Below are 22,667 nucleotides of genomic sequence, written 5' to 3' on the forward strand. Positions count from 1 at the left end.
ATGAAACGCCTGTGCACTTACCTTGCCGCGCTGCTGCTGCCTTGCAGCATGGCGCAAGCCGCCTCCGCCGACGCCTACCCGGCCAAGGCCATCACCATCGTCTATCCCTATGCGCCGGGGTCGGCGTCGGACACGATGACCCGGCTGCTGGCCGAGTCCATGTCCAAGCGCCTGGGCCAGCCCATCATCGTGGACAGCAAGCCGGGCGCGGGCGGGTCCATCGCCACCGAACACGTCGTGCGGGCGGCTCCGGACGGCTACACGCTGCTGCTGAGCGCCAGCGGAACCATCTCGGTCAACCCGCACATCTACAAGCTGCGGTACAGCACGCTGGACGACCTGGCGCATATTTCCATCGCCGTCGAAGTGCCGTTCGTCTTCGTGGTCAACAAGACGTTCCCGGCGCAGACCTATGCGGACTTCAAGGCGCTGGATGGCTCCAAGCCGGGCGGCCTGACGTCGGCCAATGCGGGCCTGGGCACGCAGGCGCATCTGACGCAGGCGGCCTTCGCCAAGCTGGCGGGGCTGAACCTCAGCATCATCGGCTACAAGGGCGCGGCCCCGGCCGTCAACGACATTCTGGGCGGGCACGTGGACTCCATGATGGACAACGCGGCGTCCCAGATTCCGTATGTCACCGCCGGCAAGACGACGGCGCTGTTCGTGACCAGCGACTATCGTTTCAGCGGCTACCCCCAGGTGCCGACCGCCAAGGAAGTGGGCGTGACAGGCTTGGTTCCGGCTGGGTGGTTTGGGCTGGCGGCGCCCAAGGGCACGCCCCCCGCCATCGTCGACAAGCTTCATGACGCGCTGGCGGCCAGCCTGAAAGAGCCCGACATGCAGCGCAAGTTGCAGGAACTGGGATGGGTCGTCGTCGGCAACACCCCGAGCGAGGCCCTGGCGCGCGCTCGCAAGGACTACGACCTGCTCGGCCAGGTCGCCCGGGACATCTCGTTAAAGCCCAATTGACGCCCCGGCGGGCCCGCCCGCCCTGCCTTTTTCCTCACACGAAACACGCCGGTTTGTGGCAGGATGCGCGTGCATCCGCCTTTTTGCGAGCCCGCCACGGGCTCGCGATGCCACCAACCACGGAGTGTCATTCGAATGAAGTTCAAAGCCTTGGCCCTGGGTATCCTGCTGGTCGGCGCAAGCGCCGCACAGGCGGCGACGGTAAAGGAAGTGTTCAACGGCGCCATGTTGGGCGCGAACCAGCGTTATCTTGAATCGGTTGCCGGCGTGCCTCGGGAATCTTTCGGCAATGACCACGTCTTCGTGGTGCAACAGTGTCAGGTCAGGGCCACCATCGGCAACGGCAAGGTGACGGCGCTGCGCCTGGAGCTGGCGCCGGGCTGCGAGGCCGACTTGAAGAGCTTCATCGGCGAAGACGCGCCGAAGGCCGGCCAGCCCATCACCCCCGGCATGTTCGGCCGGGGCCTGCGCTACACCGCGGATTGCCTCTCGCAGTGCGGCAACGCGGCGGACCCGTCCGTCTACGCGCTGTGGACCGCGCCGCGTTCGTCGGGCGCCGTGGAAGTGCTGATGGAGACGGTGTTGGTCAGCGGCAAGGCAATGGACGCCGCCGACGCCTGGGAAGCCCAGATCAAGAAGGCCGCCGGCGAGGACTACGTGATGGACACCAAGTTCAATTGCGAAACGCGCTTTGACGACGCGGCCCAGGCCGCCTTCAAGGACGTGCCCGTCACCGCCATTACCGTCGGCTACGGTCTACCCACGCAGCGTTGCCGATAAGTGGTCTGGTGGTATTCAGGAATGTGGCCTGATTGAACAGGCCGCCACAGCCCTACACTTTTGCTTTGCGCGCCGGCCGGCCATCGTCAAGATGCCGGCCGCGTTTTCTTCAAAGTGTGGAGTGATGTCATGAATCCATTGCCGGCCAGCCTGCGCGCCGCCGACTTCTTTTCCCCGACCGTTGCGGCGCTGATCTCCGTGCTGGTCAATTACGGCGGCACCTTCGTGCTGGTGTTCCAGGCCGCCGAGTTGGCCGGGCTGACACCGGCGCAGACCGCGTCGTGGGTGTGGGCGGTATCCGTGGGCGTGGGCATCACGGGGGCAATGCTGAGTTTTCGCTACAAAGCGCCGATCATCACCGCGTGGTCCACCCCCGGCGTCGCGTTCCTGGCTACGGTGATGCCGTTCACGCCCTATGGCGAAGTGATCGGCGCGTATGTCATTTCAGCGCTGGGCTTCGTGGTGCTGGGCATGTCGGGCGCCTTTGAAAAGCTGGTGCGGTTGATACCGGGCGGCATCGCGGCAGGCCTGTTGGCGGGCATCCTGCTTCAGTTCGGGGTCAATGCCTTTGGCGGCGCCAGCGTCGACCCGCTGCTGGTCATCGTCCTGGTGGTGTCGTACGCGCTGCTCAAGCGATTCACGTCGCGCTTTGCCGTGGTCGGCATCCTGGTCATCGGCCTGGCGATGCTGATCGCGCAAGGCCGCATTGATTTTTCCGCCGTGCACTTGAGCCTGGCCACGCCGGTATTCGAAATGCCGCGGTTTTCGCTGAACGCCTTGCTGGGCGTGGCCTTGCCCCTGTTCATCATCACGCTGACCGGCCAGTACATGCCCGGCATGCTGGTGCTGCGCAACGACGGCTTCAAGACCAGCGCCAACCCGATTCTGGTCACGACGGGGTTGGGCTCGTTGCTGATGGCCCCATTTGGCGCGCACGCGTTCAACGTGGCGGCAATCACGGCGGCCATCTGCACCGGCCCGGACGCGCATCCCGACCCGCGCAAGCGCTACCTGGCAGGCTTGGCGTGCGGACTGTTCTACGTTTTGGTCGGCACCTTCGGCGTGACGCTGGCCACGCTGTTCATGGTGCTGCCCAAGGCCTTCATCACCACGCTGGCCGGGCTGGCGCTGCTGGGCGCCATCGGCGGCAGCCTGGCCAATGCCATGGCCGACGCCCGCACGCGCGAAACCGCACTGATCACCTTCCTGGCCACCGCCGCGAACGTCACGCTGCTGGGCGTGGGCGGCGCGTTCTGGGGCCTGGTGGCCGGCCTGACGGCGCATTTGCTGATCCATGGCGGCCATCGCACGCTGGTTGGCAGCGCGTCCAGACCGTAGGCGCACGGGGCCGCCAGGCAGGTCCCCATACCCAGCGGTCAGGCAGGCCCCACCAATACCCCAGCCGCCAGGCACGCCACCAATCGCCAAGCCGCGATGCACGCCATGAGCGCTACCGCCGTGGCGTGCGCGCCAACGCATTACGCAGCCGCAGCAGCGCGGCTTCGATCTCGTGTTCGGCCAACGACGCGTAGCCCAGCAGCCACCCTTCCAGGCGATCCGCCCCCGCGTACAGGCGACTGATGCCCGGCAGCACGATACCGGCTGCGGCCGCTTGCCGGATGGTCTGTTCTTCGGACCATCCCGCTTGCAACAGGCAAGGCACCTGCAAGCCGCCCGGCGGCCGGATGGCGGTGACGATGCCCGACAGGTGCCGCCCGATGGCATCCAGCATGCAGGCGCGACGCGACGCGTACAGCTTGCGCATTGCCCGCGCGTGCGCGTTGTAGTGCCCATCTTCCATGAAGCGCGCCAGCGTCAGTTGCAGCACCTGCGGCGTGTGCCCGTCCATGATGCTGCGGGCGCGGACAAAGGCGTCGACCAGCTCAGGCGGCAACGCCATGTAGCCCATTCGCAAGCCGGGGAACAGCGTCTTGCTGAAGGTGCCCAGGTACAAGGTCCGATCAAACTGGTCCACGCCCTGCACGCACGCGGTAGGCGGGCCGTCGTAATGGAATTCGCTGTCGTAATCATCTTCGATGATCCAGCGCCGGTTCTCATGCGCCCAGCGCGTCAGCATCAGGCGCCGCTCCAGCGACAGGATGGCGCCCGTGGGGTATTGATGCGACGGCGTCACATAGACGCAGTTGGCGCCGCTGGGGTCCTGCCGCAGCAGGTCCATGCGGATGCCGTCCGCGTCCACATCGATCGGCACGATACGGGCCTGCGCGGCTTCAAACGCCTTGCGCGCGCCGAAGTAACCCGGGTTCTCCATCAGGAGCGGGCCGTCGGCATCCACCAGCAGTTGCGCGCACAGCGTCAGTGCCTGCCGCGTGCTGGACAACACCAGGATCTGGTCCGCCGACACCCGGGCGCCGCGCTCCAGGTTCAGGTAGTCGGCAATTGCACGGCGCAGCGGCTCGGCCCCTTGCGGGTCGCCATGCAGCAGCACGCTGGCGCGATGCGCTTTGAGCACTTGGCGTTGCAGGCGTTCCCAGACATCCACGGGAAATGTGCGCGTTTCGGGCAGGCCGGTGGCGAACGCCCTGACCGCTTGCTGGTCGCTCACGCCGCCGCTGTCAAAGATCGCGGTACCGCGCCGGCTTAGGCCGGGGCTTGCCTTGAGCGGCGCCGCATTGCCGCCTTGCTCCGCCCTTGCACCCTGCTCCGCCCTTGCACCCTGCCCGGCCTCTACGCCACGCCGAGACTTGACGCGCCCGCCCGCCGCGCCGCGCAAGACGGCGCCCACGGTATCGGACACATAGCTGCCCGAGCCTTCGCGCCGCACGATGTAGCCATCACGATGCAGCTGCACATAGGCGCTTTCCACGGTGTCGCGCGCCACGCCCAGGGACAAGGCCAGCCCGCGCGTGGCGGGCAGCTTCACGCCCGCACCCAGCGCACCGTCCAGGATCAACGCGCGTAGCGCACGCTGGATGCGCTGATGCAGATCCAGGCGCGCAAACTCTGCGTCGCCCAGCCGCATTTTCAGCGTGTCGAGTTCAAACGTTTTCACCATGCGGCGGGAAGCCGATGCAGATGGCGATGGCGATGGCGATGGCGACGAAAACGCACATGCACATGCACATGCACATGCACATGCACATGCACATGCGGGTGCGACTGCCGCGGCTCACGCCGCGCTCGTTCAGGGTGTTGCCGGGTCATGATCAGTCCTTGATGGGGACCGGCCACGGCTCGCGCGAGGCGAGCCGTGGCGCGTGGACGCCGTAATTTAACGGATCAAGATCAATACCGGTAATTCACGCCCAGCATCGCGCTGAACGGCGCGCCGTAGTAGTTGCTGTAGACGTTGGTGCTGGCGTAGTACTTCTTGTCAAAGACGTTGTTCAGGTTCAAGGTTGCCGACCATTGGCGGTTGACCTGGTAGCGCGCCATCAGGTCGACCAGCGCATAGCCGCTTTGCGACGATTCAAACTGCTGGCCGCCTGGGCCACGGCTGGAATAGTCGCTGCCGCTTTCCCAACGCACACCGCCACCCACGGTCAGCGCGCTCAGCTCGCCCGGCAGGCGATACGTGGTGTACAGCTTGGCGATGTGGCGCGGCAGCCCGACCTGCGTGATGAAGCCTTGCGGCAGGCGGCGGTCCACGTAGGCATACGACAGCTGCACCTGCCAGCCTGGGCTCAGCGCGCCGCTGAGCTCGGCTTCCACGCCGCGCATCACTGCGCCATCGGCAGCCACATAAGCGCTGTCGCCATTGGGCGCCAGATTGTCGCCGTCGACCATCGCGTAGTTGTCCTGGCGGGTGCGGAACAATGCCACCGAACCGTTCAGCCGGCCATCCAGCCACGCCGACTTCAGGCCGACTTCATAGGTGTTGCCCTTGATGGGTTCCAGCACGCCGCCCGACACATTCTGCGCCTGCTGCGGTTGGAAAATGCTGGTGTAGCTGGCGTACGCGGACAGGGTCGGCGTCAGGTCGTAGACCAGCCCGGCGTAAGGCGTGTAGACGCCCTGCTCGCGCATATTGTCGGGATACGAGGTGCCGTCGTTGTAGTTGTAGGACGCCTGCTGGTCCCACCACGTCACGCGCGATCCCAGCACCACGGACAAGGCATCGGTGGGACGCAGGCGCAGCGCGCCGTAGATCGACGATTGCTTTTCGGTGTAGTCGCGCTTGCCGGTTGTCTGCCAGTCGGGCTCGGGCATGTTGCCGGACCAGCCGCGTATGTCCGGAATCTTTGCGTCGTAGCCCGGCGCGGTCCACAGCGGGTACATGTCGTAGTCGCCATTGGTGTGCGAGGCGCTGGCGCCGATCACCACATCGTGCTGGCGGCCGAACGCGTTGAAGGCGCCGGTCAGGCTGGCGTCCACGGCGTTCTGCGTTTTGGGAATAGGCCATTTCGCCACCCACAGGGACGCGCCGCGACCCGAGTTCGGGTCCGCCCAGCCATTGCTGCTGAACCAGCCATAGGTGCGGTCGTTATCGTCGCCCGTATGCGACAGGGTGACCGACCCCTTCCACAGCGGCGCGAATTCGTGGTCCAGCGTGGCGAACACGTTGTAGCGCGTGCGTGTCTGGCGGCTCCAGTCGGTGGCCGAGTTGAAGCTCTGGCGGAAATCCGTCTTGGTGCCGTCCGCGTAGGCCGCCGGAAAGCCGAAGTACGAGCATGCCGTGCAATGCTTGCGCTGGTACTCGCCGCCCAAGGTCAGCATGGTGCGTTCGCCCAGATCGGCTTCGATCACGCCGTACAGCAACTGCGAATCCTGTTTGACGCGATCGATGAACGAGCCGCCCTCTTGCCATGCGCCCACGACGCGGCCACGCAGCTTGCCGGCGTCATCCAGCGGGCTGCCCAGGTCGAACTCCGTGCGCTTGTAGTCCCATGACCCCACGGCCGCGCCCACGCTGGCCTGGAAGTCCGACGTGGGCCGCTTGCGCACCAGGTTGATGGACGCCGCCGGGTTGCCCGCGCCGTTCAACAAACCCGTGGACCCGCGCACCACCTCAATGCGGTCGTACAGCGCGGTGTCCAGCCCCAGCGCATTGAAGTCCTTGTGCGTGGGCACGCCGTCCACCTGCATATTGGTGACTTCCATGCCGCGCGCGTACAGGCCTTTTTCGTTGTCGTCGGCCGACCCCTTCTTCTTGAAGGTCAGGCCGGGCGTGTTGGCGATGGCGTCTTCCAGCGTATTCAGGCCCTGGTCCGACAGGCGTTGGCGCGTCATCACCGAGACCGACTGCGGCGTCTCGCGCAAGCTCATCGGCAGCTTGGTGGCGGTGGTGCTCAGGCCCACGGTGTACGAGTCGGTGCCTTCGCTGGGGCCTGGTTCACGGGAACCCAGCACCTCGACGGGCGCCAGCGTCTGCGCCGCCGCGCGCCGCACCCCATAGTTGTTGCCGCCCTGGCTCACGGCTTCCAGCCCCGTGCCCGCCAACATGGCCGCCAAGCCCGAGGCGATGCCGTATTCCCCTTGCAGGCCCGCGCTTTGCTTGCCTTGCGTCAGCGAGGCGTCGAAGGACAGCACCACGCCGGCCTGGGCGGCGAAGCGGCTTAAGGCCAGGCCCAGCGGGCCGGCCGGCACGTCGTAGCGCCGCGCGCTGGCGGCGGTGTCGGCAGCTTGCGCCCACGCGGGCGGGGCCGACGCCAGCGTCAACAACGCAGTGAAGACGGCGCCGGCAACAGGCGCCAAGGCGCCGGGATGGCGAGGTTTGGTCAAAAGGGAAGGCATGGGATGAAGGTTTCCGTGAATCAAATCCGACGTAATCCCTGCTAAGTCGGATGAGCGCGGAAAAAGGACAATGCCCGGCAAAAATAATGTCAGCCCCGGGCGGTGATCCGGGTGTAGTAGCGGGTGAAACGGGATATGCGCACGGGTAAAGCGCGCTCCACGGCGGCCAGCGCGCGGTCGGTGTCGTCAATGGGAAACGCGCCCGACACGCGCAGCTGGGCCACGGCATCGTCGCAGCGCAGGTGGCCGGGGCGGTAGCGGTCCAACTGGGCCACGAAGTCGCCCAGCCGCATGCCGTCCACGATCAACAGGCCACGCGTCCAGGCGTCCGGCTCGCCGATGATCTGGCCTTCATGGCGGGCGGCGGCGGCTTGCAGCGTGCCCTGTTCGCCCGCCTTGAGCAGCAGCGCCGCGCCGCCGTCGGCGGGCAGCAGTTCGACCGCATGACGCAGCACCGCCACGCGGGTCAGGTCGTCCAGGCGCTGGACGGTAAAGCGCGTGCCCAGTGGCCGCACGGTGCCGTGGGGCGTGGTCACGCGTAGCGGGGGCACGCCGGGTGCGGCGTGTTCGGTGTCGATCAGGATCTCGCCCGCATGCACGGCGATGTGGCGGCCGCGCGCGTCCAGCGACACGTCGACCGCGCTGGCGCTGTCCAGCCACAGCAAAGTGCCGTCCGCCAGCGTCAGTTCGCGCCGCTGGCCCGTGCCCATGCGGTAGTCGGCCAGATAGCCGGCCACCCTCTGGTCGACCGGCAAGACGCGCCAGGCCAGCATGCCGCCCGCGCCCACCAGCGCCACCGCGCCCAAGCCGCTGCGCAACACGTCGCGTCGGCGCGCAAAGTGGTGGTCCGCGCGGTTCAGCGTATCGGCGGCAAGCTGGGCGGGCGCCGCGCCCAGGGTGCCGCGCAGGCGTTCCACCTGGCGCCAGATGCGCGCGTGTTCAGGGTCGGCCGCCAGCCAGCGGTCATGCGCCGCCACATCGGCCGCGCTGACTTCGTCGGCGCACAGGCGCGCGTACCATTGCGCCGCCGCGGCAATCGTCTTGTCGGCCATCGGCGTCTACTGCCTTTCCAAGGCGTACACCAGGCAATGCTCGGTAGCGCGCGCCATGTATTTCTTCACCGAACTGACGGTGACGCCCAATTGCGCGGCGATGTCCGCATAGCTGGCGCCTTCCAGCTGCGACATCAGGAAGGCGCGCCGCACCTTGTGCCCCAGGCCGTGCAGCATGGCGTCGATCTCGCGGATGGTCTCTAGCAGGATGGCTTGCGTCTCGGGGGACACGGCATGCGCTTCGGGCTGCTGCGCCAGCGTTTCCAGCCAGGCGCGTTCCAGCACCTGGCGCCGGATGTGATCCACCAGCGTGCGCTGCGCCACCGTCGCCAGAAAGCTGCGCGGTTGCCGCACGCCTTGCAATTGCGCCATCGACGCCGGCGACGAAAGCAGCCGCATGAACGTGTCCTGCGTCAGGTCGGCCGCCTCGGCGGGCACGTTCAGCCGCCTCAGCAACCAACCCCGCAACCACCCGTGATGGTCGCGGTAGAGCAAGCCCAGCGCTCGGTGCTCCAGAGATTCCAAGGACGACATGGCCGTGGCGACCGCTACCCCAATTTTTAAGAATGGGAATTGTAATCATTATTGATGGCGGTCGCCAAGCGGTCTGCAAGCGGCGGTAGACTGCAAGATTCGGGTGCGCGCCAAGCTTCCTTGTCCGCCCCCGCCACCGCCTCAGCCGCCACCTCTATCCCCATGCCCAACGCCTTGATCATCATCGACGTGCAGCGCGCCTTGTTCGACACCACGGACACGCAGCCCGCGCGCGGCGGCCTTGGGCTTTGCGGTGACGATAGCCGCCGACGCGCACACCACGCACGACAAAGCGCATGCATCCGGCGCCCAGATCCGCGCGCATCACAACGCCACCCTGCCCGCCATCACCAGCTTTGGCGTGAAGATCGTTGCGCTGCCCGCTGCCGATGTCCGCTTTGAAGGTGGCGCGGCGTCTTGATGCCCGGGACCATCACAAAAAAAACAGAAACGACGCCGCCACCAGCGTAGGAATCAGCGCGCCAGCCAGCAAGCCCGGCATGCTGACCGCGCCATTGGCGAAGCTGCCGCGCAGCAGCGCCACGCCCGCCGGGTTGGGCGCATTGGCGATGACGGTCAGCCCGCCGCCGGCCACCGCGCCGGCCACCAGCATGTACTGCGCCTGGCTGGAGATGCCGTCGATGAGCGACCCCAGGTAGGTCAACGCGGCGTTGTCGGTGATGGCCGTCAGCGCCAGGGCGCCGACGAACAGCACGTTTGGCTCCAGCCCGCTGACGATCGGTTGCAGCCACCACTGCTGCATGCCGCCCAGCACCACCAGGCCCGCAAGGAAGAAGCCGACCAACAGCGCCTCTTTGATGATCAACGGGCTTTGATGCGCCTTGTACGCCTGGGTGTAGCCGATGAAAAACAGGAACAGCGCCAGGAACAGGATGGGGTGATGCGCGCTGAGCACGACGGCGGCCAGGAAGAACAGGTGCACCATGATGACCACGGGCGACATCGGCACGGCCGAGTCCTTCATGGCCATCACGTCGCCCGAACGCAGGTACGGCCGCAGCAACACCGTCACCAGCGTGGCGTTGACCAGCACGGCCAGCGCCGCCTTCCAGCCGAACGTGCTGAACATAAAGGCGCTGTCCCAACCCCAGGTGGACGCCACCATCAACACCGGCGGCGCGGCGTACGACGTCAGCGTGCCGCCGATGGAAATGTTGACGAACAAGACGCCCAGCGCCAGGTACTTCAACCGTTCCGGCATCTCGCGATGAAACACCTGCGGCGCCAGCATCATGGCGGCAATCGTCATGGCGGCCGGCTCGGTCACCAACGAGCCGGCCAGGGGCACCAGCGCCAGGCACAACCAGGCCTTGGCGGTTTGGTCGCGCACCGGCAACAGCCGCGCCACGCGTTCAACCAGACGCATCACCACCGTCAGCACCGGCAAGGATGCCGCGATGACCATCACCACAAAAACAAACGCGGGCTCGGTGTAGTTGCGCGATTCGGCATACGCCAGCGCCGTTTCGCCCGACGCGGCCAACGCCATCAAGACCAGCAATATCGCCGCCCAGAAACCGAACACCACTTCGACTTCACCCAGCAGATGCAGCAGCCCGCCATGGCGCTTGCTGCGATGCGCCAGGCGCAGAAAAAGCGGCGCCGAAAAGGTGTGCACCAGAGCAAGGGCGAAAACAAGGGCGGCGATGATTTGCAGTGCGGACTCTGTCACGTGTCGGTTCCTGTACGTAAGCGGGTGGTCAAGCCGAAGTGAAACGCGCGGCGGCTATACCCGCGCGACCTCGACCCAAAGGCGCGTCATGACGACGTGCCTGACCAGTTCAAAAAGATGCGCCGGGGCGCTGGCGGGCACCAGCACCCGCCGTATCAAGGCCTGCAAGTCCACCCGGACGCAGGGCGTGGAGGCGGCGCGGTCGCGTTGCTGGAACAGTGTACGCAGGCGCACGCGGCTTTGGCACGGCATGTCGATTTTCAGCTCGGCATCCTCGGGCGCCAGCACCGCGTCATGCAGCGCATCCAGCGTCGTGCAGACATACACCGATTCCGGCTGCGCGCAGTCGCCCTCGATCCGCCGGCGCCATTCCTGCGTGCCCACCAGCGCGGACGCGGCCCCTTGCGCGGGCGGGTCGAAACGCAGATGGCTGAATTCAAGCAGTTCAATGAATTCCACAAAGGGCAGTTCGCGCACCACGGTCAAGTCACCGCACCGCATGTCGCCCCGCGCAGGCCAATCCGATTGCTTCATGACACGCTCCCATCAATGGAAAAGGGGGCCAGCCGACAGCCCCCTTTTCACCTTTCAGTACGACATCGGCACGCGATCAGGCGCCGGCCTGAGCCCTTTCAAGCTCGCGGACCCGCTTGCGGTTGCGCACCGTCGAGAACACCAGCCAGGCGGCAAGCGCCAGGATGGCGTAGACAAAGCCGGCGCTGATCGGGCGATCGATAAACACGTTCATGCTGCCGCGCGACAGCAGCAGCGCACGCCGGAAGTTCTCTTCGACCATCGGCCCCAGCACGAAACCCAGCAACAGCGGCGCGGGCGAAAAACGCAGCTTCAGGAACAGGTAGCCCACCAAGCCCAGCACCAGCACCATGCCCACATCGAACAGGTTGTTGTTGGTGCTGTAGACGCCGACACACACGAAGAACAGCGCGGACGGGAACAGGTACTTGTACGGCACCTTCAGCAGCCGTGCCCACATGCCGATCAGGGGCAGGTTCATGACCACCAGCATGACGTTGCCGATCCAGAAGCTGGCGATCAGCCCCCAGAACAGGTCGGCGTGCTCGGTCACCATCTGCGGACCCGGCTGGATACCGTGGATGATCAGCGCGCCCAGCATCAGCGCCATCACCGAGTCGCCGGGAATGCCCAGGCTCATGGTCGGGATGAAGCTGGTTTGCGCCGCCGAGTTATTGGCCGCTTCCGGACCCGCCACGCCTTCGATGGCGCCGTTGCCAAAGCGCTTGGGCGTCTTGGACACGCGCTTTTCCACCGCATAGGACATGAACGACGCAATGGTCGCGCCCGTGCCCGGCAAGATGCCCAGGATTGCGCCTATGGCGCTGCCGCGCGCAATCGGCATGGCCGACTTCTTGATGTCGCCGGGTTCGGGTCGCACCGACATCTTGGGGCCCGCGCCCACCGTCGTGGCCTTGCCGATGCGGTTGACGTTGGCGAAGAAGTCCGCCAAGCCGAACAGGCCCATCGCCAGCGCCACCAGGGGCACGCCGTCGCTCAGCTCGATGACGCCGAAGCCGTAACGGATGGTGCCCGTGTTGACGTCGGTACCCACCACGCCCAGCAGCAAGCCCAGGAACACCATGGCGATGCCCTTGATGGCCGAGCCCTTGGCCAGCGTGGCGCCGGCGAACAAGCCCAGCATCATCATCGAAAAATATTCCGCCGGGCCGAACTGGAAGGCCACTTCCACCAGCATCGGCGAGAACAGAATCATGATGATGATGCCCACGCTGGCGCCCACGAACGACGACATGACCAGCATGAACAGCGCCGACCCCGACTTGCCCTGGCGGGCCAGCGGGTTGCCGTCCAGGCAGGTCACCGCGTGTGACGGCGTGCCCGGCAGGTTCAGCAAAATGCAGGTGATGCCGCCGCCATACTGCGCGCCATAGTAGATGCCGGCCAGCATCATCAGCGCGGCCACCGGCGTCATTGCGTAGGTCAGCGGCAGCAGGATCGAAATGGCGGCCAGCACACCCATGCCCGGCAGCACGCCGATCATGTTGCCCATGAACACGCCGAACAGCGACCACAGCAGGTTCTCCCACTGCAACGCCACGGAAAAACCATGCAATACGTTGTCGAACAGATCCATTTCCTACCCCCAGCGCAGCATCGGAAACTGCAATTGCAGCGCCCAGGAAAACACCACCGCGCCGAACACCGTCATTGCAATGGCGAGAATGGCGGCGGACTTGACGGAGTTGGACGTATCGCCCAGCGCCGAGACGAACACCAGCGCAAACGTGGCGGGCAGGAATCCCAGGAAGCTGCCAAGGATGATGAAGAGCGCGATGCCGGCGGCGATGCACGCCATGCCGCGCACGCGATCGCGGCGCGTAGGCTGGGGCAGCTGTTCTTCCATCATTTCTTCCTGCACTTCATCGGGGTCCGGGCTGAGCGGGACCAGGATGCCCAGCGCGACCAGGAAGCAACCGATCATCAGCGGGAAATAGCCCGGGCCCATCCGCGCCAGCTCTCCGATGTTGTAGGACGTTGCTTCAAAAATAGTGAGCGCGCCGCACAGGGCGATGAACGCACCGCCCCACAGATCGCGCTTTCTGGAAAATATGGTGCTGCCCACGGCTTGCTCCCCTGTTTGTTGTCGACATACTTCGGCGCGCGTGATGTCGCAAGCCGAAGGAGGGGGCACTTTAAGGACGACGCCTTGCAATCCGCTTTCAAGCTTTTGCCGGCTTCATCCGGGAAAACCAGCAGGATGAAAGACGCTTGTTCACATCGCTGAACAACGGTGAACATCGCAGCACCGCGGATGTTCACAAACGTGAACAACACGGCAAAGTTCCCGGGCTGCGAGCGGGCTGGCATGGATTTTTCCCGCGTGCGGCGCGCTTGCCAATTCTTGCAACTGCGGACGCCGATTCCACGCAGGCATAATCCTCGTTTTCGTGGTTTCGAACGCATCGCCATGCTGCCCCCATGCACCACCTGCACCGCCTGCCCCGCCTGCCCCTGACCGCCCGCATTCCGCTTGCGGTGTCGTTGCTGTTCCTTGCGATTTCCGCCGCGCTGATTTCCCTGGCGCTGCATGGCGTGTCGCGCCAGTTCGACAGGCAGGTCGCTAACTTGGGCCAGGTGTATCTGGACGGTTTGTCCGCCGCGATCCTGCCTGCGGTGCGCGCCGACGACCGCACACAGATGGTCGATGTGCTGAACCGCGCGCTGGATACGCATCTGGGCGTGGTTGATCGCACGCTGGCCGTCGTCGCGGCGGACCACCGCCTGCTGGCGCACGTGGCGCGCTACCCCGAGGTTGAGCCGATTCCGCTGGCATCGTTGGCGGACACCTCCGGCACGTTGACCAGCGCAAGATCCGAAGGCGTGTGGACGTGGCGCTTGCTGGACGACGCGCGGCCCGCCCTGGGGACGCTGGTAGCCAATCTGGACGTCAGCGATTTTCATCGGCAGCGCCAGGAACTGGCCTGGGAACTGGGCCTGGTGGGATTGGCGATCAGCCTGATCGGCGCGGTGCTGTGCTTTGGCATGGCGCGCCGGCTTCAGCGCCCGATCATTTCGCTGACCGAAGCCCTGCGCGCCGGCCCGGAAGATCGCTTGCGCCCCATGCGCGTGGACACCACCGACCCGGAACTCAAGGAACTGCTGTCGGCCTACAACTGGATGGTGCAAAGCGCGCAGCAACGCGAAGCGCTGACCGAACGCAATGCGCGCATCGAACGCGAAGCGGTGTTGGGGCGGATGTCGGCCGCGCTGGCCCACGAAGTGCGCAACCCCCTGGGCGGGCTGCGCACCGCCGTGCAGACGCTACGGCAATTCGGCGAACGGGAGGACGTGCGCAGCGAATCCCTGGGCTTTATCGAACGCGGCGTGCAGGCGCTGCAAGCGGTGGTGGACGCCAGCCTGCGTACCTTTCGCCCCGGCGCCGCCCTGCTGCACCAGGAAGATATCGCCGACATCCGGCTGATGGTGGGCGCACAGGCCAACCGGGCGGGCGTGCGCGTGGAACTGCATTGCGAAGGCATGCAGGACCGCCGTCTGGCGCTGCCCGCGGGCGCCGTGCGGCAGGTGTTGCTGAACCTGGTGTTGAACGCCATCCAGGCCTCGCCGCGTGGCGAACTGGTGCAGGTGTTTGCGCGCGCGGGCCGCCAGGCACTGACCTTGCACGTGGCCGACCGGGGCAACGGCCTGCCGCCGGCCGCCAAGCGCGCGCTGATGGGCGCAGCCACCGACGGCGACGGCATGGGCCTGGGCATCGTGGCCGATCTGACTACAACCATGCACGGCCGTTTGCGCGCAACCCGCATGGCAACCGGCATGGCGACCGGCATGGCAACCGGCACGCGCATTTCCGTGCGCCTGCCCTACGGTCCACAGGAAGATACGGCGTGAACGACATCCAGGTTTTGCTGATCGAAGACGATGAACTGCTGGGCGGCGCGCTGCTTCAACGCCTGCGGCTGGAAGGCATCACCACGCAATGGGTGCAAAGCTGCGCGCAGGCGGTCGAAGTGTTTCGCCGGACCCGCATGCGTCCGGCGTTCCTGTTGGCCGACATCCGGCTGCCGGACGGCTCCGGCGAAGATCTTTACCGACGCTTGATCCCGCATCTGTCCAACACCACCGTGGTGTTCGCCACCGCCTATGGCGACATTGCGCAGGCCGTGCGGCTGGTGTCGGCGGGCGCGAACGACTACCTGACCAAGCCGTACGACACCGATGCGCTGGTGGCCCGCATCCGATCGGTCATCGCCGCGCAGCCGGCCGGCCAGCAAGACGAGGTCTTGGAGAACCCCTACGCGCTGCACGATGAAACCTATCCTTTGGCGCAAGAGCTTGAACGGCTGGCCACCAGCGCCCTGCCCGTGTTGCTGGAAGGCGAAACGGGCTCGGGCAAAGACCGCGCCGCCCGCTATGTACATGCGCGCTCGGCCTATGCGGCCGGCCCCTTCGTTGCCGTCAATTGCGCCACCTTGGCGTCGGACCTGATTGAAAGCCTGTTGTTCGGCCACGTGAAAGGCGCCTTCAGCGGCGCCGGGGCCGCGCGCGACGGGCTGTTCTCCCAGGCGGAGGGCGGCACGCTGTATCTGGACGAAGTGGCCGAGCTGACACCCCGGGCGCAAGCCGCGCTGTTGGGCGTGCTGGAAAACGGTCAGTATCGTCCGCTGGGCGACAGCACCGCGCGCCACACCCATTGCCGCATTCTGGCCAGCACCTGCGCCGACCTGCCCGCCGCGATGGCGCAGGGTACGTTTCGCGCGGATCTTTTTTATCGGCTGGCGGTGGCAAGGGTCGCGGCGCCACCGCTGCGCGAGCGGCCCGGTGCGTTGCCCAGCCTGGCACGGGCGTTGCTGGCCGCGCAATCCGCCACGGGCGCGACGCTATCGCCCGATGCCATCCAGGCGCTGCACGACCACCCCTGGCCAGGTAATGTGCGCGAACTGAAAAACCGTATCGCGCGCGCGGTCGTGATGGCGGACGGCGCACACGTCCATGCCGAGGACCTCTTCCCGGAAACCAAGCTGGCCGATAAGCCAGGCCTGGCCACCACGCGGCTGGACGCCGAGCAGCGCGCCATCCAGCAAGCCATTGCAGAGTCCGGCGGCCATATGGGCTTGGCGGCAAAGCGGCTGGGCATCTCGCGCACCACGCTATGGAAAAAGCTGCGCGCGGCGCGGGATGGCGGGTAGAGGCGCGCGGGCCGACAGTCCCGTCGGTGACATCCGCGCGCGGGGGTAGCCCTCTACCCTACGCGCGCCGCGTGCCTGGCTCCGGCGATTCCGCCCGGGCGCCCGCCTCCTCCAGCCCTTCCTCTCGCGCCTCAAGCTCGTTGCCCAACACCTCTGCCGAATCGTCCTGACTGGTTTCCGGCTTGAAGCGGCGTCGAGTATGCCCGGCGGCGCGCGCGTCCTGGCCGTCGTCCGGCCGCTCGGCTTGGAGCGTGACGTTGGCCGCCGGCGCATAGCCGCGCTTGTCCTGCCCGAAGTACACCACCGTGTGCGGGTACGGCAGCTCGATACCGGCCGCGTCGAAGTGCTTTTTCAACAAGCGGTTATAGCCGCGCTGCACGGCCCATTGCATGCCCGGCGTGGTCTTGATGAGGATGCGGATGGTGACGCCCTTGTCGTTGACGGCGGTAACGCCGGCCACCGTCATTTCCTCCAGGATCTCGGGGCCTAGCACCGAGTCGGTCATCAATTCGGCGAACGCCGCGCGCAAATGCTCGATGGCGTCGTCCACGCTTTCGCGGTGCGCGATGGTGTATTCACCTAAGTGATACGAGAAGTCACGCATGTGATTGGCGACCACATCCACCGACGAGAACGGCACCAGGTGGTAACCGCCGTCCAGCGTGCGTATGCCGACCGAACGGATCGTCATCTTCTCCACAGTGCCGAACACGCCGGCAACCTGCACCACGTCGTTTTCGTTCATGCCGTTTTCAAGCTGGATGAACACGCCCGTGATGATGTCCTGCACCAACTTCTGCGCCCCAAAGCCGATGGCCAGGCCCACTACCCCGGCGCCCGCGATCAGCGGCCCGACGTCGATGCCGATCTGCGACAACAGCACCATCAGCGTCATGGTGACGATGACGATCAACGCGGCATTGCGGAACAGCGACAGCAGCGTGCGTTCGCGCGCACTGGGCATGCCGCGTCCTTCGCTTTGGCTCAGGCGGTGTTCGATGATGCTGGCGATAACGGTCCAGGCCAGCGCCGCGATCAGCAGCACGATGACCACGTTGACCACCATCTTGATGGCCGCCCCACCGGCGTCAGACGACAGCCAGCGCGACAGGTCGAAGGCGTGCCAGGCGTCCAGCACCAGCAACACGATGACGATGCGAATGATCCAGCCCACGCTTTTCAGCATGGCGGGCACATAGGCGTTCACGCGCGCTTCCAGCATGGGCAGGCGCCGACGCAGGTCGTCGGACAGCCGAATGGGCTTGGCCATTACCGTGTTCAGCAACAGGATCAGCAGGCTGCCCACGCCGATGACCAGCAGGGTCTGCGCGGTGGCGCGCGCCATGAAGGGCAGCGCGTTGGTCGGGTCGATCTGGCTGACGATGAGCAGCACGGTGAAGTAGCCGATGCCCAGCACGTGCCAGATGCGCGACAGGAAGTGCAGCCGCGACCCCATGAACGTGGCCGCGTTGGCGGCATGATGGTTCATGCGATCACGCACCGAATGGCGGTTCTGCCAGATGATGCGCACGGCGTACACGTACACCACCAGCATGATGACCATGCTGGCCAGGCGACCCAAGGCGGGCGACAGCGCTGCCGAGATCACCGGGTCCACCAGCAGCGTGCCATAGCCCGCCGCCGCGACCACGCGCACCAGCCACGCGTTCCAGTACCGGGCCAGCTCGTCGGACATGGGCAGCAGGCGCAGGTGCGGATGGCGCACCGCGAATACCGTGCGGATCAGCACCTTGACGATTTCCACCGCCACGAAGGCACGCAGGAATACGGCCGCCAGGGTGTCCAGCGTGCCGCGCTCGGGCGTGCCCCACAGGGCCGCCGCCCCACCCGCCATCGCGGCCAGCAGCACAACGCCGGCATCGATGGCAACCGCGCCCACGATGGCGCCCAGGCGCCGGTACAAGGCCCGCATCGAGGCAGGCGCGCGGCGCGCAGTGCCGGGGTCGTGAACGGTCGCCGCCTCGGAAGGGCTGGCATGTTCAGCCACCCAGCGGTCGATGCGCGTATAGATGCGCATGGCGATCATCCGCAGCAGCAGATAGGCAATGACGGTTGCCAAGCCCGCCAGCAGCAACGGCAGCAGCGCATTGCCGGCAGTGGCGCCGTCCATCCGCAGGCTGCGCCCCGAGGCCAGCGCGCGCATATCGTCCACGCCCTGCCCCATGTCGGCGGCCACGCCGGTCAGGAACTGTTGCACGCCATCGGCCATGCGTTCCTGTAAACCGGGCTTGGTCGGGGCCTTGGGGGAAGTGGCCGCACCCGGCGCGGCGGATGCGGCGGGCGGCTTGCCGGCCGCCTGCGCCCGTAACGCATCGACCAGCGCCTTGCGTGCCTCGGGATTGTCCAGCAGGTCGGCCAACGCATCGGGCGCCAGCGCGGATGCCGATGCGGCGGGCGGCTGCGACTGGGGTTGCAGCGGCGACGCCGCGAACGCCTGGGCCGGCCAGTTCAACAACACGCAACTGAGCATCACCACCAGCAGCCACACCGCCTGCCATGGCCTCGCGCGTCGGTGCCGCCAAAGGCGCGCGGACTCTTCGCGGGGCGGATAAAAAAGGGATGCTGTCGTTGCGAATCGAACCACTAATAAAACTCCTCTGCGATCAAGGCCAGGAACGCGGCGCGCGATCGCAGGGACAACGCCGCCATGGGCTAAATGATAAAGCCCAGCCGCTTCATCAGATATTTAGGCGATTCTTCATACCCTTGGCGGTAGTAGAAGCGGTGCGCATCCCCGCGGCGTTCGTGGCAATGCACTTCGATGCGGTCGCAGCCGCGCGCGCGGGCTTCTGCTTCGGCCGCCGCTTCGAGTTGACGGCCGACGCCCGCGCTGCGGGCCCGGTCGTCAACGCAGAAATACGCGATGCGGCAGAAGTCGCCGGGCAGCGCCAGCTGGATCATGAAATGCAGGTTGATAAAGCCCAGCAATTGTCCGGCATCGTCGTGAGCCACCAGCAACAGGGCATCGGGATGCGCCGATAGCAGGGCGATTTTTTCCGCCATGAAGGCGGTGGTGCCGGGATAGCCCAGTTGCGCCAGCAAGGTGGCGATGGCGGGGCCGTCCTGGACGGTGGCGGGGCGTAGGTGCATGTCGGTTTCCGGGCGGCGTGTGCAAGACTGCGCGGAAATTTATGACGGCATCGTGTCCGCCTCATGACAAGCGCGCGGCCCCGCGCCCCCGGCACCTTCAATCAGGGCGTGACCTGATAGCCGCGCTGCTGCATGCAGCTGGTGTATGCGGACGACGCCGCGCTGCTGGTCTTGGCCTGCTCGCGACGGTCCTGCCGCTGGCGCGACCCACCCACCACGGCGCCGGCCACCGCCGCGTCCTTCGCCTGGTTTTGACGGTATTCCTGCTTGACGTCGTCGTCCATGCGGTCATAGGCCTCTTCGTGCTGCTGGCCACGCGCGCCGGCCACTGCCGCGCCCGCGACAGCGCCCGTGGCGGCGCCGCGCGCACGACCGCCAGACTGCGTGGTGTCGGTGGTGCCGGTGCCCCCCGCCTGGGACTGGCAGGCGGCGACGTCTTGCTGTGTGGTTTCAGGAGACTGCCCTTTCATCGGCGTAATGGTCTGTGCGGTAGCGGTCAGGCCGATGGTCGAGAGCAGCAAGGCAACGCAGGGAATGATGGACTTTTTCATAGAAAACTCCACGTGCGGTTAAGAACCCTGGACCTTGCAATGTAGTCCCGCATGCCGTGCTTCGGCCCATGTCCGGAATACCCAATATTGGGTATGGCGATATGGGGCGGCACGCCGCTTGACGGCTCCGCGCACGGCGCGAAAAGGCCGCGGCTAGCAAGCGCCATACCTGACGATACGCCCGGACGGCTGGCTGATGACATGCTAGGCTGGCACTATTTCCCGCCCGTCCTACCCAGATGAAATCCTTTCTCCAGTCCGAGAAGTTTCTACTCTTGGCGTGCGTCATCGCCGTTGCCGGATACGCCGTCGATTCACAGCTGCGCGACGTTGGCCGAATGGCCAGCCTGGCGGAAACCACCATCCTGATCGCCGCCATCCTGTGCGCCTCGTTAAGCGTGGCGCGCCATGCCGAGCGCATCGCGCAAAAGCTGGGCGACCCTTACGGCAGCATGATCCTGACGTTGTCGGCGGTGCTGGTGGAAGTGATCGTGCTGGCCATCGTGTCGTCCAAGGGCGGCTCGCCCACGCTGGTGCGCGACAGCATCTACTCGGCCGTCATGCTGGACATCAACGGGATCCTCGGCGTGGCCGCGTTGATTGGCGGATTCAAGCATGGCGAACAGGCCTACAACGATGATTCCGCGCGCACCTACAGCGTGATGATCCTGACTGCCGTGACGGTGTCGATGATCGTTCCGGAATTCGTGCCGCAAGCCAGCTGGCGCGCGTACAGCGCCTTCACCATCGTGGCGATGTTGCTGCTGTACGGCGTATTCCTGCGCATGCAGACCGGCCCGCACAGCTACTTTTTCAGCTACAGCTATCCGGAAAAGAAAACGCGCCGCAACCTGCCCGCGGCGGCGCAGACCAGTTGGCGTCCGTCGGCCGCGATCATGGCGGCCGGCATCATCGCGGTGGGTTTCCTGGCGGAACTGATGTCGCATTCGCTGGACCGCAGCCTGGAAGGCGTTGATGTCCCAATCGGCCTGATTGCCTTGATCGTGGCGGGCATTTCCGCCGCGCCCGAGATGCTGACCGCCCTGCGCGCCGCCCTGGCCAACCGCATGCAATCCGTGGTGAACATCGCCTTGGGCGCGTCGCTGTCCACGGTGATCCTGACCGTGCCCGCCATGGAGGCCATGGCGTTGATCTCTGGCCAGCGCATCGTCATGGCAATGACGCCGCTACAGACGCTGATGATGCTGGTGACGTTGCTGGTCGCCGCCATCAACCTGAATGACGGCCAGACCAATGCCATTGAAGGCATGACGCACTTTGTGCTGTTCGGCGCCTTCCTGATGCTGCTGTGCTTGGGTTTGTAGGACTTTAAAACCGCTGATGCTGCCCAAAGGGCACCTCGGCGTCGGTCGGCTTTTCGAAGGTGGGCGCCTCGCCGTTCAAGTCCGCCGCGTGGATGCGCGCCAGCCGCGTCGCCTCGTCAATTGCCGTCTGCGCCGACGAGTACTTGGTTTCGATGGCGATGCGTTCGCCCGGCTGGGGTTCGCCGGCAAACGTCAGCGTATAGCCGATGCGCCATGCCCCGCCCTCTTCAACGGGCCGCTCGATCTGAAAATCCCACTTTGGCTTTTCCATGATTCCTCCTGTTGAAACGCCCCATGCTACCGCGATTGCATGCGGCAAAAAATGGTCCCGGCAGCGCGGGCGACGGGCATGGCAATTGCTGCACAGCGGCTTTCACGGCCCCCGAGGAGACGCCATGATTTCCGAACGATTGCGCAGGTTGCGGCACATCGCGAAATTCGCTGCGGAACGTTCCGGCGATTACGTAGAGCTGGTGGGCATCGAGTTATCGCTGTACCGGGGCGCGTTGATCTCCACGCTGATCAGCGGGGTGGCATTGGTGTTCTGCGCCCTGGGCACGTTGGGGTTCATCTCGGTTGCCGCCATCGTCACCTTCTGGGACACCGAATACCGCATGCTGGCCGCGTGGCTGGTTGCCGCCGCCTGGCTCGTGGTGACCCTGATTTCGCTTGCCATCGCGCGCTACAACGCGCCCAAGGGTTCGCCCTTTGCCGAACTGAGCCACCAGGTCCGACTGGATACCGCCGCCGCACGGAGCCACTATGCCCAAGACCACCACCCAGGCTGATAAAGACGCGCTCTTGGCCAAGATGGAGCGCGACCGGCAGGTACTGCGCCGCGCCGGCATGGCAAGCGCGCGTTCGCCCTCGTTTGGCCAGGCGGGCGCGGCGTGGGCCAAGACCACCGCCCTGGCCGCCGGCGCGGCGCTGGGCTGGCCACCATTTCTGAAGCAACCGCTGCGCGCCATGACGGTGGTGGCGTTGCGCTCCCGTGTCGCCGAACTGCTGGACCGCCGCAATACCCGACGCGTCAGCGGCATCTTGCCCGCGCCCGAGGTTGAGCGATTGACGCGCTTGATCGCGGAGCTGCGCGCGTCGATGGCGCGGCTGGAAGCGCTGGGGCCGGAGGTGACGACGGGCGCGGATGCGATAGGAGCCGAGCGCCTGCGCATGCAGCTGGACGAGCACGTGCAGCGGCTGCGCGCGTTGCAAGACGGGATGTCGGCGGATGCCAGCAAACCCTTGCCACCTTGAAC

At 66.0% G+C, this 22,667-nt stretch carries 21 protein-coding genes and 1 pseudogene; 9 read left to right on the forward strand and 13 right to left on the reverse strand.

What is annotated here, in order from left to right:
- From AC6LJY_RS02580 to AC6LJY_RS02590, 3 genes are all read left to right on the forward strand, one after another.
- Positions 1 to 969: a Bug family tripartite tricarboxylate transporter substrate binding protein gene (locus AC6LJY_RS02580; RefSeq protein WP_498135223.1), complete on the forward strand. Its 969-nt coding sequence runs from the start codon at positions 1 to 3 to the stop codon at positions 967 to 969.
- 135 nt (positions 970 to 1,104) lie between these two features.
- On the forward strand, positions 1,105 to 1,749 hold the full coding sequence (locus tag AC6LJY_RS02585; RefSeq protein ID WP_104142151.1) for a hypothetical protein: 645 nt from the start codon (positions 1,105 to 1,107) through the stop codon (positions 1,747 to 1,749).
- Positions 1,750 to 1,878: 129 nt separating this feature from the next.
- The gene (locus tag AC6LJY_RS02590; RefSeq protein WP_314362634.1) at positions 1,879 to 3,087 is read left to right on the forward strand and encodes a benzoate/H(+) symporter BenE family transporter; all 1,209 of its coding nucleotides are present in this window, start codon (positions 1,879 to 1,881) and stop codon (positions 3,085 to 3,087) included.
- A 112-nt stretch (positions 3,088 to 3,199) separates the two neighbouring features.
- On the opposite strand, the gene pdxR is transcribed toward AC6LJY_RS02590, so the two are convergent.
- From pdxR to AC6LJY_RS02615, 5 genes are all read right to left on the reverse strand, one after another.
- Positions 3,200 to 4,765 carry a MocR-like pyridoxine biosynthesis transcription factor PdxR gene (gene pdxR / locus AC6LJY_RS02595; protein ID WP_498135224.1) on the reverse strand — a complete coding sequence of 522 codons (1,566 nt, stop codon included), beginning with the start codon at positions 4,763 to 4,765 and terminating at the stop codon, positions 3,200 to 3,202.
- Entirely contained in the window at positions 4,749 to 4,883 is a 135-nt protein-coding gene (locus tag AC6LJY_RS02600; protein ID WP_498135225.1) for a hypothetical protein, read from the reverse strand. Before AC6LJY_RS02600 ends, pdxR begins: the two co-directional genes overlap by 17 nt.
- A gap of 112 nt (positions 4,884 to 4,995) precedes the next feature.
- A complete protein-coding gene (locus AC6LJY_RS02605; RefSeq protein ID WP_498135226.1) occupies positions 4,996 to 7,443 on the reverse strand; it encodes a TonB-dependent siderophore receptor in 2,448 nt (815 codons plus the stop codon).
- An 89-nt stretch (positions 7,444 to 7,532) separates the two neighbouring features.
- Positions 7,533 to 8,495, reverse strand: coding sequence for a FecR domain-containing protein (locus AC6LJY_RS02610; RefSeq protein ID WP_498135227.1), 963 nt, complete (start codon positions 8,493 to 8,495; stop codon positions 7,533 to 7,535).
- A gap of 6 nt (positions 8,496 to 8,501) precedes the next feature.
- Positions 8,502 to 9,029: a sigma-70 family RNA polymerase sigma factor gene (locus AC6LJY_RS02615; RefSeq protein ID WP_046803872.1), complete on the reverse strand. Its 528-nt coding sequence runs from the start codon at positions 9,027 to 9,029 to the stop codon at positions 8,502 to 8,504.
- A 229-nt stretch (positions 9,030 to 9,258) separates the two neighbouring features.
- Here AC6LJY_RS02615 and AC6LJY_RS02620 point away from each other — a divergent pair.
- Positions 9,259 to 9,450 (forward strand): annotated as a pseudogene (locus tag AC6LJY_RS02620) (cysteine hydrolase); the annotation flags it as partial.
- A 12-nt stretch (positions 9,451 to 9,462) separates the two neighbouring features.
- Here the strand turns inward: AC6LJY_RS02620 and AC6LJY_RS02625 are convergent.
- The 4 genes from AC6LJY_RS02625 to AC6LJY_RS02640 form a co-directional block, all read right to left on the reverse strand.
- On the reverse strand, positions 9,463 to 10,722 hold the full coding sequence (locus tag AC6LJY_RS02625; RefSeq protein ID WP_498135228.1) for a putative Na+/H+ antiporter: 1,260 nt from the start codon (positions 10,720 to 10,722) through the stop codon (positions 9,463 to 9,465).
- A gap of 54 nt (positions 10,723 to 10,776) precedes the next feature.
- Entirely contained in the window at positions 10,777 to 11,256 is a 480-nt protein-coding gene (locus tag AC6LJY_RS02630; protein ID WP_485131453.1) for a hypothetical protein, read from the reverse strand.
- Positions 11,257 to 11,332: 76 nt separating this feature from the next.
- Positions 11,333 to 12,853, reverse strand: a complete 1,521-nt coding sequence (locus AC6LJY_RS02635) for a tripartite tricarboxylate transporter permease (RefSeq protein ID WP_314362656.1) — start codon at positions 12,851 to 12,853, stop codon at positions 11,333 to 11,335.
- Positions 12,854 to 12,856: 3 nt separating this feature from the next.
- The gene (locus AC6LJY_RS02640) at positions 12,857 to 13,342 is read right to left on the reverse strand and encodes a tripartite tricarboxylate transporter TctB family protein (RefSeq protein WP_046803867.1); all 486 of its coding nucleotides are present in this window, start codon (positions 13,340 to 13,342) and stop codon (positions 12,857 to 12,859) included.
- Positions 13,343 to 13,698: 356 nt separating this feature from the next.
- On the opposite strand from AC6LJY_RS02640, the gene AC6LJY_RS02645 reads away from it, so the two are divergent.
- Positions 13,699 to 15,126 carry a sensor histidine kinase gene (locus AC6LJY_RS02645; RefSeq protein WP_498135229.1) on the forward strand — a complete coding sequence of 476 codons (1,428 nt, stop codon included), beginning with the start codon at positions 13,699 to 13,701 and terminating at the stop codon, positions 15,124 to 15,126.
- Positions 15,123 to 16,424, forward strand: coding sequence for a sigma-54-dependent transcriptional regulator (locus tag AC6LJY_RS02650; protein WP_498135230.1), 1,302 nt, complete (start codon positions 15,123 to 15,125; stop codon positions 16,422 to 16,424). Before AC6LJY_RS02645 ends, AC6LJY_RS02650 begins: the two co-directional genes overlap by 4 nt.
- Before the next feature lie 58 nt (positions 16,425 to 16,482).
- Here the strand turns inward: AC6LJY_RS02650 and AC6LJY_RS02655 are convergent, their stop codons facing one another.
- The 3 genes from AC6LJY_RS02655 to AC6LJY_RS02665 all read right to left on the reverse strand — a co-directional run bounded on the left by AC6LJY_RS02655 (position 16,483) and on the right by AC6LJY_RS02665 (position 20,086).
- Positions 16,483 to 18,915 (reverse strand): mechanosensitive ion channel domain-containing protein, encoded by a 2,433-nt coding sequence (locus tag AC6LJY_RS02655; protein ID WP_498135330.1) that lies wholly within the window; start codon positions 18,913 to 18,915, stop codon positions 16,483 to 16,485.
- A gap of 182 nt (positions 18,916 to 19,097) precedes the next feature.
- A complete protein-coding gene (locus tag AC6LJY_RS02660) occupies positions 19,098 to 19,535 on the reverse strand; it encodes a GNAT family N-acetyltransferase (protein ID WP_498135231.1) in 438 nt (145 codons plus the stop codon).
- A 101-nt stretch (positions 19,536 to 19,636) separates the two neighbouring features.
- On the reverse strand, positions 19,637 to 20,086 hold the full coding sequence (locus AC6LJY_RS02665) for a YMGG-like glycine zipper-containing protein (protein WP_120156891.1): 450 nt from the start codon (positions 20,084 to 20,086) through the stop codon (positions 19,637 to 19,639).
- Between the two features lie 239 nt (positions 20,087 to 20,325).
- Between AC6LJY_RS02665 and AC6LJY_RS02670 the strand changes: the two genes are divergently transcribed.
- Positions 20,326 to 21,411: a calcium:cation antiporter gene (locus AC6LJY_RS02670; protein WP_485802916.1), complete on the forward strand. Its 1,086-nt coding sequence runs from the start codon at positions 20,326 to 20,328 to the stop codon at positions 21,409 to 21,411.
- A 4-nt stretch (positions 21,412 to 21,415) separates the two neighbouring features.
- On the opposite strand, the gene AC6LJY_RS02675 is transcribed toward AC6LJY_RS02670, so the two are convergent.
- Positions 21,416 to 21,682 carry a hypothetical protein gene (locus AC6LJY_RS02675; protein WP_314362664.1) on the reverse strand — a complete coding sequence of 89 codons (267 nt, stop codon included), beginning with the start codon at positions 21,680 to 21,682 and terminating at the stop codon, positions 21,416 to 21,418.
- A 124-nt stretch (positions 21,683 to 21,806) separates the two neighbouring features.
- Here AC6LJY_RS02675 and AC6LJY_RS02680 point away from each other — a divergent pair, with 124 nt between their 5' ends.
- A complete protein-coding gene (locus AC6LJY_RS02680) occupies positions 21,807 to 22,199 on the forward strand; it encodes a phage holin family protein (protein WP_046803858.1) in 393 nt (130 codons plus the stop codon).
- The gene (locus AC6LJY_RS02685) at positions 22,174 to 22,665 is read left to right on the forward strand and encodes a hypothetical protein (protein WP_498135232.1); all 492 of its coding nucleotides are present in this window, start codon (positions 22,174 to 22,176) and stop codon (positions 22,663 to 22,665) included. The genes AC6LJY_RS02680 and AC6LJY_RS02685 overlap by 26 nt, the downstream gene beginning before the upstream one ends.
- Positions 22,666 to 22,667 lie beyond the last annotated feature (2 nt).

The sequence above is a fragment of the Achromobacter sp. RT286_PF genome, assembly GCF_059760425.1.